Here is a 15,129-nt window from a genome sequence, read left to right as displayed (position 1 = left end):
ATTATTCTATTTTATATGGAATGTAAGGCGTAATGTCTGCACCAAATTTGTGAAGTTCTCTCACTATGGTCGAGCTAATGGGTGCCAATTCTGGTGCAGTGATTAAAAATACTGTTTCTAAGTCTTTGGCTAGCTGGCGGTTGACCTGCGAAATCGTGTTTTCGTATTCAAAATCAGTCGTGTTTCTTAATCCTCTAAGAATAAACTGAGCTCCGTATTTTTTTGCTACTGAGGCAGTTAGGTCGTCATAGTTTACAATAGAAATTCTAGGGTCGTCTTTGAAAGCTCCACGGATTTCTCTCTCTATAACATCAATCTCGAAGTATCTTTTTTTGTTGGTATTGGTTCCGATTCCAATAATAATTTCATCAAAAAGACGTAGTCCTCTTTCAACAATATCGGCGTGACCTTTCGTGAAAGGGTCAAACGAACCCGGAAAGAAGGCCACTTTTTTCATTTTTTTTATCATTTTTGTCTCTTGTGAAAAAGCTGTTACACAAAGTTACACAAAGGGGACACAAAGTTTCATAAAAGGGAGGCTATTTTGATAATTCTGTCGCCAGAACCATTCTTATTTTGATTCTTGCACCAATGGCCATTACATCCACCAAGTCTTGAATCGTAAGATTTTGCTCGGCTCTAAGTATAACAGTTGGCTCTTCCATTCCCGTGGTGGCTTCTACAAGCGAGGCTTCCAGTTGAGGAAATGGAATCGGCTTTTTATCAATAAAATATTGCTTGTCTTCCGTAATTGATAATGTAATCGGCTGTTTACTAACATCGTGTGTCGATTTGTCAGACTTTGGTAACATCAATTTTATGACGTTCGGACTGCCAAGCGTAGACACAATCAAGAAAAACAAAAGCAAGAAAAACATGATATCGTTCAGTGACGAAGTCTGAACTTCGGCCTCGAAACGTCTTTGTCTTTTAAATTTCATTAGCGAATTGGCTCGTTTAATGTATCAAAAAAGTCCATAACAGTCGCTTGCAGATTGATGCTGAATTTGTCAATCATCATGTTGATACCGTGGTAAAACGAGTAAGCCAGTAAACCCACAACTAGACCAGAGAAACTCGAAATCATTTTCTCATAAAGACCATTTGAAATCGTTTCTATAGAGAAATTTCCGGTTACAGATATCTCATAAAATATACGAATGATACCCGAAATAGTACCCACAAAGCCCAATGTTGGAGCCACACCAGCTATCAAACCTAGATAACCCATGTTTTTCTCCATTTTAGAAATCTCTAAATTAGACTGTATTTCCATCGCACTTTCGATATCTTTTACTGGTTTTCCAACTCTGGCAATTCCTTTTTCTAGAATTCTTGAGATGGGTTTGTTTGTACCTTTGCAAAGTGTCGATGCAGTACGGATATCTCCTCTTAAAATATTGTCTTTCAGGGATCTAAGAAATCCCATGTCTATTTTTGAAGCATCTTTGATAAACAAATATCTTTCGGCTGCCAAAAACAAAGTGACCAAAAGTAAGGCCATGATGGGGTAAATAACGATACCACCTTTGAACAACAACGAGAGATAATTGATACTTTGAACTCCTGCGGCAGCGGCGGTTGAGTCTGTGGCGGCAGGTACTTGAAGAATGAGGTCTAAAAGCATATTTTGATGGGTCTAATTTATTTTTTGCGTTATTAACTGAAAAGCGACTTAAATATTTTGCAAAATAAGGTTTTTTTGGCCAAAATCAGAAAAACTGGACCAAACTATCAAATTTTCTTAAAATATTTTACTAATCGGCTTGCTCACAAAGTGCCTTTTGTACTAGGCATAGCATCCAAATCTTTGATATTTCTTTGCACCGCCATCTTTATGGCTTTTGCCCAAGCTTTAAAAATCGATTCGATTTTGTGATGCTCATTATCTCCTTCACATTTGATGTTCAGGTTGCATTTTGAGGTATCAGAGAAGCTTTTGAAGAAATGCATGAACATTTCGGTGGGCATTTCGCCTATTTTTTCTCTTTTGAAACTCGCATCCCACACCAACCACGGCCTGCCTGAAAAATCTATGGCTACTTGCGAAAGACACTCGTCCATTGGCAAAAGGAATCCGTAGCGGTTGATGCCTCTTTTGTCTCCCAAAGCCACCAAATAAGCTTCTCCAAGAGCTAGAGCGGTGTCTTCTATGGTATGGTGCTCGTCAATGTGTAAATCTCCTTTTACAGTGATGGTAAGGTCTGCACCTGAATGTTTGGCCAGTTGGTCCAGCATGTGGTCAAAAAAGCCCAATCCAGTTTCGATGTGTGATTTTCCTTTGCCGTCCAGATTCAATTTTACATAAATATCGGTCTCTTTGGTGGTTCTTTTTACTTCGGCTATTCTTTCGGGAAGTTTTAAGAATTCATATATTTTGTCCCAATCTTTGGTGACCAAAGCTGTAGCATTTTTTTGTTCTTCGGTAGCAGTTTCGGGCAAAGTTTCGCCAATAAAGATTCCTTTTCCACCCAAATTTACGGCCAATTGCATGTCGGTAAGTCTGTCTCCCAAAACATAAGAATTGGCCAAATCGTACTCGCCTTCAAAGTATTTGGTCAAAAGACCCGTTCTTGGTTTTCTGGTTGGGGCGTTTTCGTGTTGAAAAGTTCTATCTATAAAAACCTCGTCGAACAGGATGTTTTCACCTTCCAAAAGATTCATCATTTTTTGATGTGCCGGCCAGAACGTTTCCTCTGGAAAAGAGTCCGTTCCGAGGCCGTCTTGGTTGGTGACCATGGCGAGTTCGTAATCTGTTTCTTCGGATATTTTTCTAAGATTGGAAATTGATTTTGGCAAAAACTCAAGTTTTTCGAGAGAATCTATTTGAAAATCTATTGGGGGTTCTACGATTATGGTGCCGTCGCGGTCTATAAAAAGGACTTTCTTCATCTGTTATATTTTTTGCAAAAATAGGCCTAGAATTATTCTTTTTAAAATTATCTTTGGTAAAGTTTGGAAGTTACAAGTGCTAACTGACATATACTTCGCGTGCCTTGCCAGGCGGGCATTCTTTTTTTTTGAAAAAAAAGAATGGCAGCGGCCAACCGTCAAAAAAAACACTTCCTGTACCGCGGCGGCGGACCGTAAAATCCTCTGCGAAATTTTGGAATGGAGCTAGAAAATGTAAACAAGCTTTTTTGTTTCCAAAATTTCACAACGGACTGTACAGGAAATATTAGGAACATTATTGTTTATTTTATGAATATTGTCAATAGTTTTACCTTATTTTAATAATAAAAATGGTATTTCGTATTTGTTTGTTAACCTTATATTTAACTCAATTCAACCAAAAAAAATGAAAAAACTACTTCTGCTTTTGTTTGTTGCATTTAATTCCTTTTCTCAAACCAAATCACTCAAAATCAGTACTCCGCTTAAAGATTCCGCTCCTGAAAGTGCTGGAATGTCTTCTGAAAGAATTAAGCGGATTGAGGATATGTTGGCCGAAGCTATAAGAAATGAAAATATACCAGGAGCCACGGCTTTAATTGTCAAAGATGGCAAAATTGTTTATCAAAAAGCTTTTGGATATGCCGATGTGCCGAATAAAGTGGTCATGAAAAATGACCATATTTTTAGAATAGCTTCGATGTCGAAAGCCATTACTTCCACGGCTATCATGATGCTTTGGGAGCAAGGGAAGTTTACCTTAGACGATCCGATTTCGAGATATATTCCTGAATTTAAAAATCCTGTAGTTTTGGATAGATTCAAAATGGCAGACTCTACCTACACCACCAAACCTGCTGATAAAGAGATAACTATCCGTCATTTGTTAACACACACATCAGGCCTTGGCTATGGTGTAATTGACGGCGATGAAAAAATGAAGGCCATTTACAAAAAGGCTGGCATTGTGGACCTTTTCACCACCAATCCAGTGAAAATTGGTGATAATATTAAGAAATTAGCCAAACTTCCGCTTCATGCTAATCCAGGTGAAAAGTTTATTTACAGTGAGGGATTAGATGTTTTGGGATATTTGATTGAAGTGGTTTCTGGCCAGACTTTCGATGAGTTCTTGCAAAAGAATTTGTTTGAGCCTATGGGCATGAGCGATACGTATTTCTATTTGCCATCTGCTAAAGCCGACAGATTGGTGAAAGTACACACCAAAAAAGACAACAAATGGGTGCATTTTACGGATACTTTTTATGATGTAGATTACCCTGCCAAAGGTGCCAAAACCTTCTACAGTGGAGGTGCAGGACTTTCTTCTACAGCGAAAGATTACGCTACGTTTTTGCAAATGTATGTTAATGGAGGCGAGTACAACGGTAAGCGATTTTTGAGCAAGACCACTATAAAAGCCATCATGTCTGATCAGTTGGGCGATATTTGGGGTGGTGACAAAAGTGCCACAGGCCACGGTTTGGCCTTCGGATTGGTAAAAGCCAAAGGTGAAGGCAAGGGTGGAAGCGGCTCAGAAGGCACCTTCGATTGGGGTGGATATTTCAACACTGCCTACTTTGCCGACCCAAACTCAAAAATCATAGGCGTTCTGATGAAACAAACCCAAAGAATAGGGGAGGACCGAACATCCACGCTTTTCAGACAAATGGTTTTTGCGGCAGTGGATGAGTGAGTTGAAAGATGCTGTACTTAGTCTTCAGACTAAGCACAGCTGTGGTCTTTCAATTTGTATTGGTTGGCTTTAATGTCTTTTTTCCTGTATAGCATTTTTGTGAAAATAAACCAGTCTGGATTTATCTTTTCATTAGGTATTCTCTGTGTTTTTGTTTCAGATTTGTACTATATATTGCCTCCAGAGGTTAGGCTATATGACCTCACTTATATTTTTATCCGAATAATAAATACCTTTGGCGAGTTTTTGATAGTGAAATATATTTTAGAGCATTATACTGTTGCAAGAAAGTCATTTGATTGTTGAAACTATAGCCTAGCTCGCTGAAGTCTATTGAACACCATTGCTGCCTAGTCTTCAGACTAAGGATAAGGTGATTATTCAAATTTAGCCGTTAAATAAAATTCGATCGTTTAATTTCTTGTTACTTAAAGGTTCTTTCAATTTTACTGCTTATAAATGGGTACTGCTTGATTGTACCAACTATTTAATCCTCTTAAATCATGAAAATTATTTTACATTCAATTCTTTACGTGTTAATTTCTTATTTGAGTTTCTCGCAAAATCGGTCTGAGGTTCGAAATTCAGATATAGATAATCCTGGTGAGAGGTTTAGCTTTGAAATGATGAAAACTATGGACCCGCTAACAGGAAAAATTCCTTACAATGAGCTTGAAAAAGCAAGAGGTTTAATGGATAATTATTTCTCGGTAATGGCTCAGATTCCTGGAATAGAATGGAAGGAGAGAGGGCCAAGTAATATTGGCGGTAGAACAAGAGCTCTACTTTTTGATCCCAATGACGCTACCAAAAAGAAAGTTTGGGCTGGAGGTGTGGCAGGAGGTCTATGGTTTAATAATGACATTACACTTTCTGGTACTTCGTGGCAAAAGGTATCTGATTTCTGGGATAATTTGGCTATTTCTTGCATCGCTTATGACCCATCTAATACCCAGGTTTTTTATGTCGGCACAGGGGAAGGGTATTTTAATGGTGATGCTGTGCAAGGTGGAGGTATTTGGAAAACAACAGATGGCGGAATTACTTGGAAAAGGCTAAGCAGTACTTTGCCTAATTTTTCTGTGACCTCAGGGCAAACTTTTGCTTTTCAGGCTGTTCAAAAAATCGTTGTAAATTCCTCAGGCAGGGTATTTGCTGCTACCAAGGCTGGAGTTTGGTATTCTTCTAATGGGGGCACCACCTGGACAGCTGCTGCACCTATTTCATCAAGTGGAAATTATTCGGCTTTCGTTTCAGATTTAGAAATTGGTTCTGATAATGTAGTTTATGCAGCGTATGGTCTCTTTGATATTACTGACTCCGCAATATTTAAAACCAACAATATTAGCAATGATGGTACGTCATGGACGGTCAATTTGTTTGCCTTTGATGGAGGTAGAACAGAGCTTGCTTTGGCTCCCAGCACTTCAGGGGCCGCACAAATAATGTATGCAGCAAATCAAAGTAACATTGACGACCGCATAAACTTTATGAAAAGGTCTATTGACGGCGGTACTACCTGGACAGATATCACCAAACCAACAGGTGGTGGAACAACAGGGGATATCACCAACGGTCAGGCTTGGTATGATCTTATATTGGCTGTGCATCCAACCAATCCCGACCTAGTTTTTATGGGTGGTGCTACTCATGCTCGAACATTGAACGCTACGGAACCTACGGTAGCTTGGAGTGCTTTTAGTTACGGATCACCCATGCATCCCGACCACCATGCTTTTGTTTTTAGGCCGGGTTTCCCGAATGAGGCCATAGCAGGCAATGACGGCGGAGTCTATTATTCTTCCAATTGGGGAAATTCGACCATTACAAATAATAATTCCGTAAGTTTCTCTGTAAGAAATAAAGATTATAATGTAACCCAATACTACTCAGCAGCCATAAAAAATATTGCCGATGATGGCTATGTATTAACTTCTGCACAAGACAACGGTACCCACAAAATTACAACTGCCTCCGGCGTGATCGGCTCGGCTGCTTATGTAGAAGATTGTTGCGACGGTATGAGTTCCTTTATCGATCAAAACGAACCCACCATACAGATACATGCCACACAGTACAATTGGTTTCAGCTACACAATGAGTCACTCAATACCAATGTTACCGTTGTAGATAATAACTATGGTTCTTTTGTGAATCCGGCAGACTATGACTCGCAAAATAATATTTTGTATACTTATGAGGGTTATGATGACTTTGATTCAACCTACCTTTCTCGGTCGGTGATAACCGCTTCACCTCTTGGGGGAGTTTACAATTACTTTAATTTTCCGGGCCAATTCTCAGTATCTTTCATAAAAGTGGCGTATGGTGCCAACACGGTATTTTTCGGCACCCGTAGCGGGAAGGTTTATAAACTCTCTAACATACCTACTGCGGGTTTGCCCACAAGTGCTCCTGCTCCTGTTTTGGTAATGGATATGAGTACACTTGGCACTGCTGCTGGATTTATTTCTTGTATTGAAATAGGGGCTAACGACAATGAACTGCTCGTAACCTGTTCAAACTTCAATGTGAAATCGGTTTTTTATACCAACAATGGCGGGATTACTTGGATAAGTAAGGATGAAGCAACCTACGGTTTGCCCAATATTCCTATCCGCTATGCCTTATTCAATCCATTAAATCGTCAACAAGTATTGCTGGCCACCAGTTTGGGAGTTTGGACTACTAGCAATATTACCTTAGGGAATCCTCAATGGGCTCCTACAAATGCAAAACTAGCACATGTAAGTTGCGATCAACTCCGGTACCGCTCCGCCGACCACACCGTGGTGGTTGCTACCCATGGAAGAGGGGTCTTTACTACACAGCTGAATCAAGCCAATCCGTGTCAAACTGTGATGACATTGGTGGCTCCTTACGACAATAAAACCTCGGGAACGACCATTTTTGATAAAACGCAGACGATTTCGGCAACCAACCAAATATCGGGTTCAGCAAATGTCACCATGAAAGCGGCCAACTCCATAACCCTATTACCCACGAATCCTACAGATGGTTCTGCAGGATTTAAGGTAGATGCAGGAGCTGTTTTTTATGCTTACATCACAGGTTGCGACAATTAAAACTATATTCCCAACCATTTAGCGTAATTGAGCGTCATGATGATAAGAAACAAATATATACCAAAATGAAAACAAAGCTTTTGTTCGTAGTACTTAGTTTCTTTTTTTTGAATTGTGAACAACTCGATATCAATGCCTTTGGCATTGTAAAAGGGAAGCTGACCGTGGGGCCACTTTGCGGGACGATTCCTGCTGGTACAGAACCCAATAGAGACAATCCCTGTGGTTTGTCAGATGTCGAGCTTAATGTCCTATATAGTGAATATAAAGTGGTGGTAAGCCCCACAAAAAACACCGAAAAAGCCACCACGCAAGAGAAGATGTTGGATAAAACTGGTGCTTTTTCGTTTGAAATTCCAAGCGGAGAATATAAGGTGCAAGTGCTGAAAAAAGATGGTTCAGCGATTTTAGAAGCTTCGGAGAAAAACATTCTTACCAAAACCATCAGCCTTTCGCAAAACCAAGTAGTGGAAGTTAGTTTGTTTGTGGAGAAGAATATTAAGTAGAATCTTGGGTTTTAAGTGGATTAAAAGTTAAGAATGAGTTTATAATAACTATTGGATAAGACACAGCAGTGAAATTTTATCTATCGGTCTGAAGACCGTTTAACACTCGTGCTTAGTCTGAAGACTAAGCACAGCTGGAGAATAAATGAAGTGGGACTATTACTGCGAAAATAGCCAAGTTCGGTTCACTTCCATTCATCGTTATTATAATGAACCCTAAAATGAGAAGAAAATAGATTAAGGGTGAAAAAAAGAATATTTTGAATTTTTTCACTTTCATTTTAACACCTTCCGGTATTTTGGACTGGAGTCCAATGGCGACTGACCAAAACCAACCGAAGAAAACGCCCATGAATATAACCATCATTATCGGAAAAACCTTCATGTAGTTCAACATGAATGAAGGATCAGGATTATAACCACTTTCCCAATTTGTAAAGATGGATCCCATCATAACGAATTGAAATATCATTGGAATTCCGAATGTCATTAAGAATAATTGCCAATGTTTTGCCTTTAAGAATTTTTCGATCATTTTTATGTATGTTTAGTTTTTAGAATCGATTGGTTTTAGCAGAGTCTCCGTAAGGGACTCTGCGAGGTGCTTTTGGGAATAGGTTTGGCATTTGAGTGAAGTTCAGAGTCTCCTAAAGGGAGACTCTGAACGGACGAAAGTAAAGTTTATTTTTTTAAATAAACAATGAATAAAACGAAACCCAAAGGCATTAACAAAATGCCTAAAATAAAAAAAAGTGTATTTAAACCATATGGTAATGGTTCGGCAAAGCCTATGCCACCCATTAACCAACCTAGCATACAGAGTAAGGCCGAACCTATAATTTTTATTTTTTTATTCATTTTTCTTTATTTATTGTAGTATTAGTTTTTAGGCAACTTACCTTGGTGATTGCGGCTATATCTATTTTCAATGTTAAACTTATGTTTCAGCAGAGTCTCCGTCAGGGACTCTGCGTGCTGCTTTTAGAAAAGTATTTGGCATTTGAGTGAAGTTCAGAGTCCCCTAAAGGGAGACTCTGAACGGACGAAACGGACGAAAATCGGCTTTTTGAGACTGTTATTTTTTTTCCATTATTTCAATATCACAGCTTATAGTCGTTGATAAAACATTAATTACATAGATCATTTTACTTTCTGATTTCAGATAAAATCTATCGCCTTCTTTAACTTGAATATTCAAAGAGTCATAAGGTTTTGATAAATCTGCCGATAAACCATTTATTCCTTTAAATTCCAATAACACTATGTCGTCAAACTCTTTCTTAGCACTTACTAAAATTTCTCCGTCAAAAATGGAAGTAGGCGAGGAAAATGAAATTTGAATTTTTAACGGGAATAATTGTTTCGGCACAAAGTCTTCTGGAATTAGTTTGGTGAGATTCTGGATTTTGATATTGGAGATATCAGCTTCTTTATTTAAACTATCATTTCGATTTTCTAGAATTTGATTTTTCTGAAACAATTCAAGCTTTTCTGTGTCAAATTGTGCCTTACCAATATAAATACCAAGAACAAAAGCACCACCAAGAGCAGTTAGAATACTCGGAATAAATATGGCCCAATTAATCCTATTCCAAAGACTTTTGCTTTTTCTTAATTCGGTGTTTTCCTGAATTAAGTCTTCTATCCTTGCGTTGTCTTGAACCGTTACGATTTTTTCAACAATTCTTGGTTCTAGGTATTTCTGTTCGATTTTAGTTGTAGTTTTCAATTCCAACTCTTTTTCCTCTATTCTAGTATCTAAAAAATTAATTAGTTTTTGCTGGCCTGAATTCCAAGAGTCTCTGTAAGGTTGTTCTCCCATTCCACTTACATAAAATGAAGGCTTAAACTTAATCAATTTAACATCAGATTGATATGTTGGTTTCATTGGAAAAATTTGGTCAACATACATTATTGTTTTTCTAACTATATCATCAAGTTCCTTTTCGTCATTATATCGAAGGTTTTCTGCTCTTGATTTTAATTCATTAAGTTTATCTATCATTTTATTCTGTTTGTAATTGTGCCCTATATTTGTGTTTGCTAAATGTGGCAAATAACCATTTTTTGGGAATGCTTATTTTGTCTCAAATAATTGATTTTTAGTGATATATCTGTCCATGGCTATTTGTAGTCGGTTACTGTTTTTTAGTTTAGCATACCGTCTGGTCTCTTATTATTACGAAATTAAGATTTTGATTTGATTTTATGAAACTTTATTGATTTGTGCTTTTTGGAATGAGTTTGGCATTTAAGTAAAGTTCAGAGTCCCCTAAGCGGAGACACTTATCAGACGAAATTTTAAACTAACTTGATTCTCCAAAATTAGCGAATACTTTAGAACCTGAATTCTTTTTTTCGTAGGCAATTGATTCAATTAAGAATTAAATTTGTTTAGCAAATATTGATTTTAGTTTATTTTTAAATATTCATAATCAAATGAACCAGTTTCATCGTTAAAACCGGTTGGTAAATATTCAATTAGCAGAAGATGTTTGTTCTCCTTCTTTAAGGAAAAATGAAAATATTGTTTATCGTTATCTGGATTATTCGGGACTACTTCAATTGGGACATGGTAGTCTGAATTATATGATGAAACTTTTTTTTGAATTCCATTTTTACAATTGTAATTATAGTTCTTTTCATTTCTATCTATTAGTTGAATATTCTGACTTGAAATGATTAGTTTATCTAAACCATTAGCGATTAGCACATATTCCCCACGATAAATTGCAGGAATTTCAGAAATTTCTACATATTTTTCAGAAGAGTTACAGCTAAAAAATATTAAGAGAAATTGAATTATAAATAAGCCTCTGAATTTTATTTTCATATTTATTTGCATTTGTAGCTCAAGTTTACTGTAAATTTAGTTTTTTATTGTTTGAAAACTTTGGTGAAAAGTATGAATTGTAAAAAAAATCATTGTTAAAAAAAATGAGTTCAAATTTAAGGAAAATAATAATTTTTTTTTGAATTTAAGAACCCAAATGAATTAAAAGCTTGACATAATTTGTTCAAATGGGCAATCTTATTCACCCCAAAGTCCCTCTCAACTTCTTATACGCCTCCCAATCAAATTTATCTAAGAAATCCGCGGCGGCACGAACGCCTCTTTTGAAAAGGTCGAGTTTTTCTTCGTCGGTGATGTCGAAGTTGAGCCAATTGTGTCCGTCGTTGTCTATCATGCCTATCAGGTGTTTGTAGTCGCGGTTTTTCAGTAGAAAATCGTAGTCGTGGAGGTACCGCATGGTGTTAAATATGGCAAAGAAATACTTCAGGAAGGTTTTTATGCTGTTGAATTTTTGGCGGTCTTTGCCCAGCCTTACGCCAAAGGTAGGTTTGCGTGGCACACCCGCACTCAGGTGAAATACATTGATGGGGAAGTTGGACAGCGTGCCGCCATCCACAAAATTGATTTTCTTGGGTATTTCGCCTTCATAACCAACACATTCTTTCCAAAGTTCACTCTGATTTTCAGGTAAATTCTGCACCGTGAATGGCTTGAAAAACAGCGGAATGGACATCGTGGCCCGCACATATTTGGAGGGAGAAACCTCGTCGGAATTCTTAAAATACAGCTCTTTGTGCAGCGGAAATTCCACTTTGGTCTGAGTAGTCACATCAGAGGCGATAATGGCTATTTTGGAACTGAATACGGTATTGCCCGTAACACCTTCTTTGAGTTTCAATTGACTGGCCACCGTATTTCTATGGTTTTGTAAGTCGCTGGTGCTGTGTATCTGGTGGGTGTCGAGAATGTTTTTTATCCAATCTTCAAAGTTTTTGCCTTCGTTTAGGCCCAGTTCTTCTCTAATCAGTCGGAGAAGTTTACCCAAATTGAAAAGGTTTTTTATCCCCACCCATATCATCGGTTGGTCGCTCAGTACGTCCTTGATGATTTTCTTTACATATGGCTCACCATCTACAAAGTCAAAGAAGTTTTTGTTGCTGATGATATCGATCAATTCTTCCGAGATGGTAGTGTATTTTGTGGGTTTCACGCTGGCCAACATCATGGCGTTTATGGCCCCAGCAGAGGTGCCGGCTAAGCTGCAAAACTTAATTTTGGCTTGCTCCAGAGCATAAGTATAGCCCACCAATGCAATGCCCAACACACCACCGCCTTCCATCACGATGTCTACATATTGGTTGCCTTGGTTGTCTTCTGTATCTGATACTTTCGGGTTTTTAGCTTGAATTTTGGCTATCAATTGCAGTACCTCAGGGTCTTCGGTGAAGTCTTTTATATTCATGGCTTTTTGTTTTGAAGATAAAATGGTTTTCTTGGAAAAGCAATTAAGTACTTGTAAATCAGGTGTAAATACTTGAGGAAATGAGTAGAATGTGCATGCAGATTTTGGTTTAGTGAAGAATTTTAGAGTTCTGATTATCATAGTCGTTTAGGAATCACTTGCGTGCCTTGCCAGGCGGGCATTCTTTTTTTTGAAAAAAAAGAATCAAAAAAAACACTTTCTGTGCCGCTTCGGCGGTCCGAAATGATCCTCTGAAAAATTTCGCTTAGGCTTTTTTCGTTGTTTGAAAAATTTGGGTGCGAAATTTTACAACGGACTGCACAGAAAATGTAAGGAACAATTAGTATAGGGAAATTATTTTTTGATTTAACATAGGAAAAATGAATTAAATGGAATTAATGGATCCTTATAACAGCCAGCACTGTTTGAACACAATCAAAATTCTTTGACAGAAATCTTTATTCTTATAAGTTGAGGAAAAGAATTTTGCGTGTGTGAGTTTGTGGACGGTCGGCCGCAGCCGTGCGGTTTTTTTTGTTTCGTTTTTTTTCGAAAAAAAATGAAAGCCCAGGCGGCAGCCGACACAAAGTATGTAAAAAGGACTTGTATTTTGCCTGTAGTTATATGACAGATCAAGCTAAAGTTATTCTTGGAAATACTTGATTTTTGAAAATTAACTCAATTTTATTTTTGAAAATTAAAATCATCATTTATATTTGATCAAAATTTAACCATTTGGTTAAATCATTTAGTTAAACTATTTGGGTAGTGAATACGGAAGAGAAAATTATTAAGGCTGCCGAGGAGGTTTTTATTGAGCAAGGATATGATGGGGCTCGTATGCAAGAGATTGCCGACAGGGCCGAAATCAACAAAGCCATGTTGCACTATTATTTTAGATCGAAGGAAATGCTCTTTGAGAAGATTTTCGAAGAAAAAGTAAAAGTGTTATTCCCGACCATTGGCGAGCAAATGAAGTCCTACGAGGGCTTTACGGATAAGGTTTGTTTTTTTATTGAACAATACTACCAAATCCTCATCAAATACCCATTTATGCCGTTTTTTGTCATTTCTACCATCAACAGAAAAGACGACAAACATTTCATCAAAAAACTGCCCTTTGGTTTTATCAAGGAGATTTTCTTCGAAAGCTTTTTTAGTGACCTGCAGTCGGGTAAAATTAGAGAGGTGAATCCGTTTCAGTTTGCTGTAAGCGTGATGGGCATGAGTATTTTTCCTTTTCTCACTCGGCCGGCCATGAAAGAACTGATCGGAATAAACGACGAGCAGTTTCAGATCCTTATGCAACAAAGAATAGACGAACTCAAGAATTATGTCAGACTTATTTTAACACCTACCAATCATGCATAAATTTTCGCTCATGGTATTGTTTTATTGTGCAGTAAATTTTGGATTTGCTCAGTCTAAAATTACACTTGAACAATGCCTAGATTTATCAGAAAACCATCACCCAAACGCGGCTAATCTGCCTTTGATTCAACAAACGGCCGATCTGCAGGTGAGGTTGCTCAATTCCAATTATCTGCCTCAAACTAGCCTTGGAGGTCAAGCAACTTGGCAGTCGGAGGTGACAAGTTTGCCCATTTCTTTGCCCAATGTGTCTATTTCGCCGCCTCCCAAAGACCAGTACAAGGCCACATTGGATGTGGTGCAGAATATCTGGGACGGCGGAGTTTTGGCCAAACAAAAAGAGGTGACAGTGGCCAATGCCAAAGCTGAAGAGCAGAAATTGGTGACGGATTTGTACCAAATAAAAGAGCAAGTGAGCGGCCTTTATTTCGGGATTTTGTTTGCTGAAAAACAAATAGAAAATGCCCAAATTCTACAAAAAGATTTGGAGTCGAAGTCAGAGAAAATGCGGGCGGCCATCAGCAATGGCACCGCCATAAAGTCGAATCTGTTGGCCATAGATGCCAAGCGTTTGGAAGTAAACCAATTACTCACCGATGCCCAAAAAAGAAGGAAGAGCTCAGTGGAAGCTTTGGAGCTTTTAACTGGTAAGTCATTAGGTGAAACGACCGTTTTTGAGCTTCCAAGTTTTGTTTCTACAGCATCTCAGGATATTTCTAGGCCAGAATTGCTGCTTTTAGAAAGCCAGAAAAGTGTTTTAGATATCAATCAGGAAATGGTAAAAGCCAAGAATTTACCAAAAATATCGGCCTTTGCCACAGGTGGCTATGGAAAGCCCGGCTTGAATTTCTTGGCCAATTCGTTTGGGACATATTTCATTGGCGGAGTGAATTTGAAAGTGCCCTTGAGTTTCTTGTACAGCGGTTCGCAGAGCAATGAAATTCAACAGATAAAGATTTCTCAACAGAAAATAGATACCCAAAAGGAGTCTTTTATTTTGGCAACGAAAATCAAGCTGAGCAATCAAAATCAAGAAATTGAAAGGCTCGAAAGTTTGGTTTCGACGGATGCCAAGATTTTGGAAATAAGAAAACAAATCAAACAAACCGCTGAAGCTCAGCTAGACAATGGCATCATAACCGCCTCCGACTTTCTGACCGAACTGACCAATGAAGACATCGCCAAACAAAACAGCATTTTACATGAGGTGCAACTGATTCAGGCGAAGTTTAACTTGAAAATTATTTCGGGGAATTTGAAGTGAGGTTTTTTTGGGGGAGGCAATGAGGCATAAAGGCAAAAGGCAATGTGTCAATTAGTCA

At 38.1% G+C, this 15,129-nt stretch carries 13 protein-coding genes; 5 read left to right on the top strand and 8 right to left on the bottom strand.

Going from position 1 to position 15,129, the window contains the following annotated elements:
* Position 1 precedes the first annotated feature (1 nt).
* The 4 genes from coaD to hisB all read right to left on the bottom strand — a co-directional run bounded on the left by coaD (position 2) and on the right by hisB (position 2,892).
* A complete protein-coding gene (gene coaD / locus EGI26_RS13690) occupies positions 2-457 on the bottom strand; it encodes a pantetheine-phosphate adenylyltransferase (protein WP_255079108.1) in 456 nt (151 codons plus the stop codon).
* 82 nt (positions 458-539) lie between these two features.
* Positions 540-941, bottom strand: a complete 402-nt coding sequence (locus EGI26_RS13685) for a biopolymer transporter ExbD (protein WP_255050743.1) — start codon at positions 939-941, stop codon at positions 540-542.
* Entirely contained in the window at positions 941-1,627 is a 687-nt protein-coding gene (locus EGI26_RS13680) for a MotA/TolQ/ExbB proton channel family protein (protein WP_255079101.1), read from the bottom strand. Before EGI26_RS13680 ends, EGI26_RS13685 begins: the two co-directional genes overlap by 1 nt.
* Before the next feature lie 143 nt (positions 1,628-1,770).
* Positions 1,771-2,892 (bottom strand): bifunctional histidinol-phosphatase/imidazoleglycerol-phosphate dehydratase HisB, encoded by a 1,122-nt coding sequence (hisB, locus tag EGI26_RS13675; RefSeq protein WP_255079095.1) that lies wholly within the window; start codon positions 2,890-2,892, stop codon positions 1,771-1,773.
* A 406-nt stretch (positions 2,893-3,298) separates the two neighbouring features.
* On the opposite strand from hisB, the gene EGI26_RS13670 reads away from it, so the two are divergent.
* From EGI26_RS13670 to EGI26_RS13660, 3 genes are all read left to right on the top strand, one after another.
* The gene (locus EGI26_RS13670) at positions 3,299-4,588 is read left to right on the top strand and encodes a serine hydrolase (protein WP_255079094.1); all 1,290 of its coding nucleotides are present in this window, start codon (positions 3,299-3,301) and stop codon (positions 4,586-4,588) included.
* A gap of 503 nt (positions 4,589-5,091) precedes the next feature.
* Complete coding sequence (locus tag EGI26_RS13665; protein ID WP_255079091.1) at positions 5,092-7,674, top strand: 3-coathanger stack domain-containing protein; 2,583 nt, start codon at positions 5,092-5,094, stop codon at positions 7,672-7,674.
* A 65-nt stretch (positions 7,675-7,739) separates the two neighbouring features.
* On the top strand, positions 7,740-8,180 hold the full coding sequence (locus EGI26_RS13660) for a hypothetical protein (RefSeq protein ID WP_255079090.1): 441 nt from the start codon (positions 7,740-7,742) through the stop codon (positions 8,178-8,180).
* Between the two features lie 681 nt (positions 8,181-8,861).
* Here the strand turns inward: EGI26_RS13660 and EGI26_RS13655 are convergent.
* The 4 genes from EGI26_RS13655 to EGI26_RS13640 all read right to left on the bottom strand — a co-directional run bounded on the left by EGI26_RS13655 (position 8,862) and on the right by EGI26_RS13640 (position 12,436).
* Entirely contained in the window at positions 8,862-9,038 is a 177-nt protein-coding gene (locus EGI26_RS13655; protein ID WP_255079089.1) for a hypothetical protein, read from the bottom strand.
* A gap of 217 nt (positions 9,039-9,255) precedes the next feature.
* On the bottom strand, positions 9,256-10,185 hold the full coding sequence (locus tag EGI26_RS13650; protein WP_255079088.1) for a hypothetical protein: 930 nt from the start codon (positions 10,183-10,185) through the stop codon (positions 9,256-9,258).
* Between the two features lie 405 nt (positions 10,186-10,590).
* Positions 10,591-11,013 carry a hypothetical protein gene (locus tag EGI26_RS13645; RefSeq protein WP_255079086.1) on the bottom strand — a complete coding sequence of 141 codons (423 nt, stop codon included), beginning with the start codon at positions 11,011-11,013 and terminating at the stop codon, positions 10,591-10,593.
* A gap of 202 nt (positions 11,014-11,215) precedes the next feature.
* Entirely contained in the window at positions 11,216-12,436 is a 1,221-nt protein-coding gene (locus tag EGI26_RS13640) for a patatin-like phospholipase family protein (RefSeq protein WP_255079085.1), read from the bottom strand.
* A 768-nt stretch (positions 12,437-13,204) separates the two neighbouring features.
* Here EGI26_RS13640 and EGI26_RS13635 point away from each other — a divergent pair.
* Both EGI26_RS13635 and EGI26_RS13630 read left to right on the top strand, forming a co-directional pair.
* Complete coding sequence (locus EGI26_RS13635; RefSeq protein ID WP_255079084.1) at positions 13,205-13,807, top strand: TetR/AcrR family transcriptional regulator; 603 nt, start codon at positions 13,205-13,207, stop codon at positions 13,805-13,807.
* Positions 13,800-15,071, top strand: a complete 1,272-nt coding sequence (locus EGI26_RS13630) for a TolC family protein (protein WP_255079083.1) — start codon at positions 13,800-13,802, stop codon at positions 15,069-15,071. Before EGI26_RS13635 ends, EGI26_RS13630 begins: the two co-directional genes overlap by 8 nt.
* The last annotated feature ends 58 nt before the right edge of the window (positions 15,072-15,129 follow it).

The sequence above is a fragment of the Lacihabitans sp. CCS-44 genome (assembly GCF_024343735.1).
GTDB lineage: Bacteria > Bacteroidota > Bacteroidia > Cytophagales > Spirosomataceae > Leadbetterella.
The sequence above is the reverse complement of the archived record's forward strand: the minus strand, read 5'-3'. Positions and strand labels throughout refer to the sequence as shown.

What these genes read in the sequence shown, in the direction of transcription:
- coaD (WP_255079108.1), bottom strand. Translation starts at nt 457, where the DNA reads ATGAAAAAAGTGGCCTTCTTTCCGGGTTCGTTTGACCCTTTCACGAAA.
- EGI26_RS13685 (WP_255050743.1), bottom strand. Translation starts at nt 941, where the DNA reads ATGAAATTTAAAAGACAAAGACGTTTCGAGGCCGAAGTTCAGACTTCG.
- EGI26_RS13680 (WP_255079101.1), bottom strand. Translation starts at nt 1,627, where the DNA reads ATGCTTTTAGACCTCATTCTTCAAGTACCTGCCGCCACAGACTCAACC.
- hisB (WP_255079095.1), bottom strand. Translation starts at nt 2,892, where the DNA reads ATGAAGAAAGTCCTTTTTATAGACCGCGACGGCACCATAATCGTAGAA.
- EGI26_RS13670 (WP_255079094.1), top strand. Translation starts at nt 3,299, where the DNA reads ATGAAAAAACTACTTCTGCTTTTGTTTGTTGCATTTAATTCCTTTTCT.
- EGI26_RS13665 (WP_255079091.1), top strand. Translation starts at nt 5,092, where the DNA reads ATGAAAATTATTTTACATTCAATTCTTTACGTGTTAATTTCTTATTTG.
- EGI26_RS13660 (WP_255079090.1), top strand. Translation starts at nt 7,740, where the DNA reads ATGAAAACAAAGCTTTTGTTCGTAGTACTTAGTTTCTTTTTTTTGAAT.
- EGI26_RS13655 (WP_255079089.1), bottom strand. Translation starts at nt 9,038, where the DNA reads ATGAATAAAAAAATAAAAATTATAGGTTCGGCCTTACTCTGTATGCTA.
- EGI26_RS13650 (WP_255079088.1), bottom strand. Translation starts at nt 10,185, where the DNA reads ATGATAGATAAACTTAATGAATTAAAATCAAGAGCAGAAAACCTTCGA.
- EGI26_RS13645 (WP_255079086.1), bottom strand. Translation starts at nt 11,013, where the DNA reads ATGAAAATAAAATTCAGAGGCTTATTTATAATTCAATTTCTCTTAATA.
- EGI26_RS13640 (WP_255079085.1), bottom strand. Translation starts at nt 12,436, where the DNA reads ATGAATATAAAAGACTTCACCGAAGACCCTGAGGTACTGCAATTGATA.
- EGI26_RS13630 (WP_255079083.1), top strand. Translation starts at nt 13,800, where the DNA reads ATGCATAAATTTTCGCTCATGGTATTGTTTTATTGTGCAGTAAATTTT.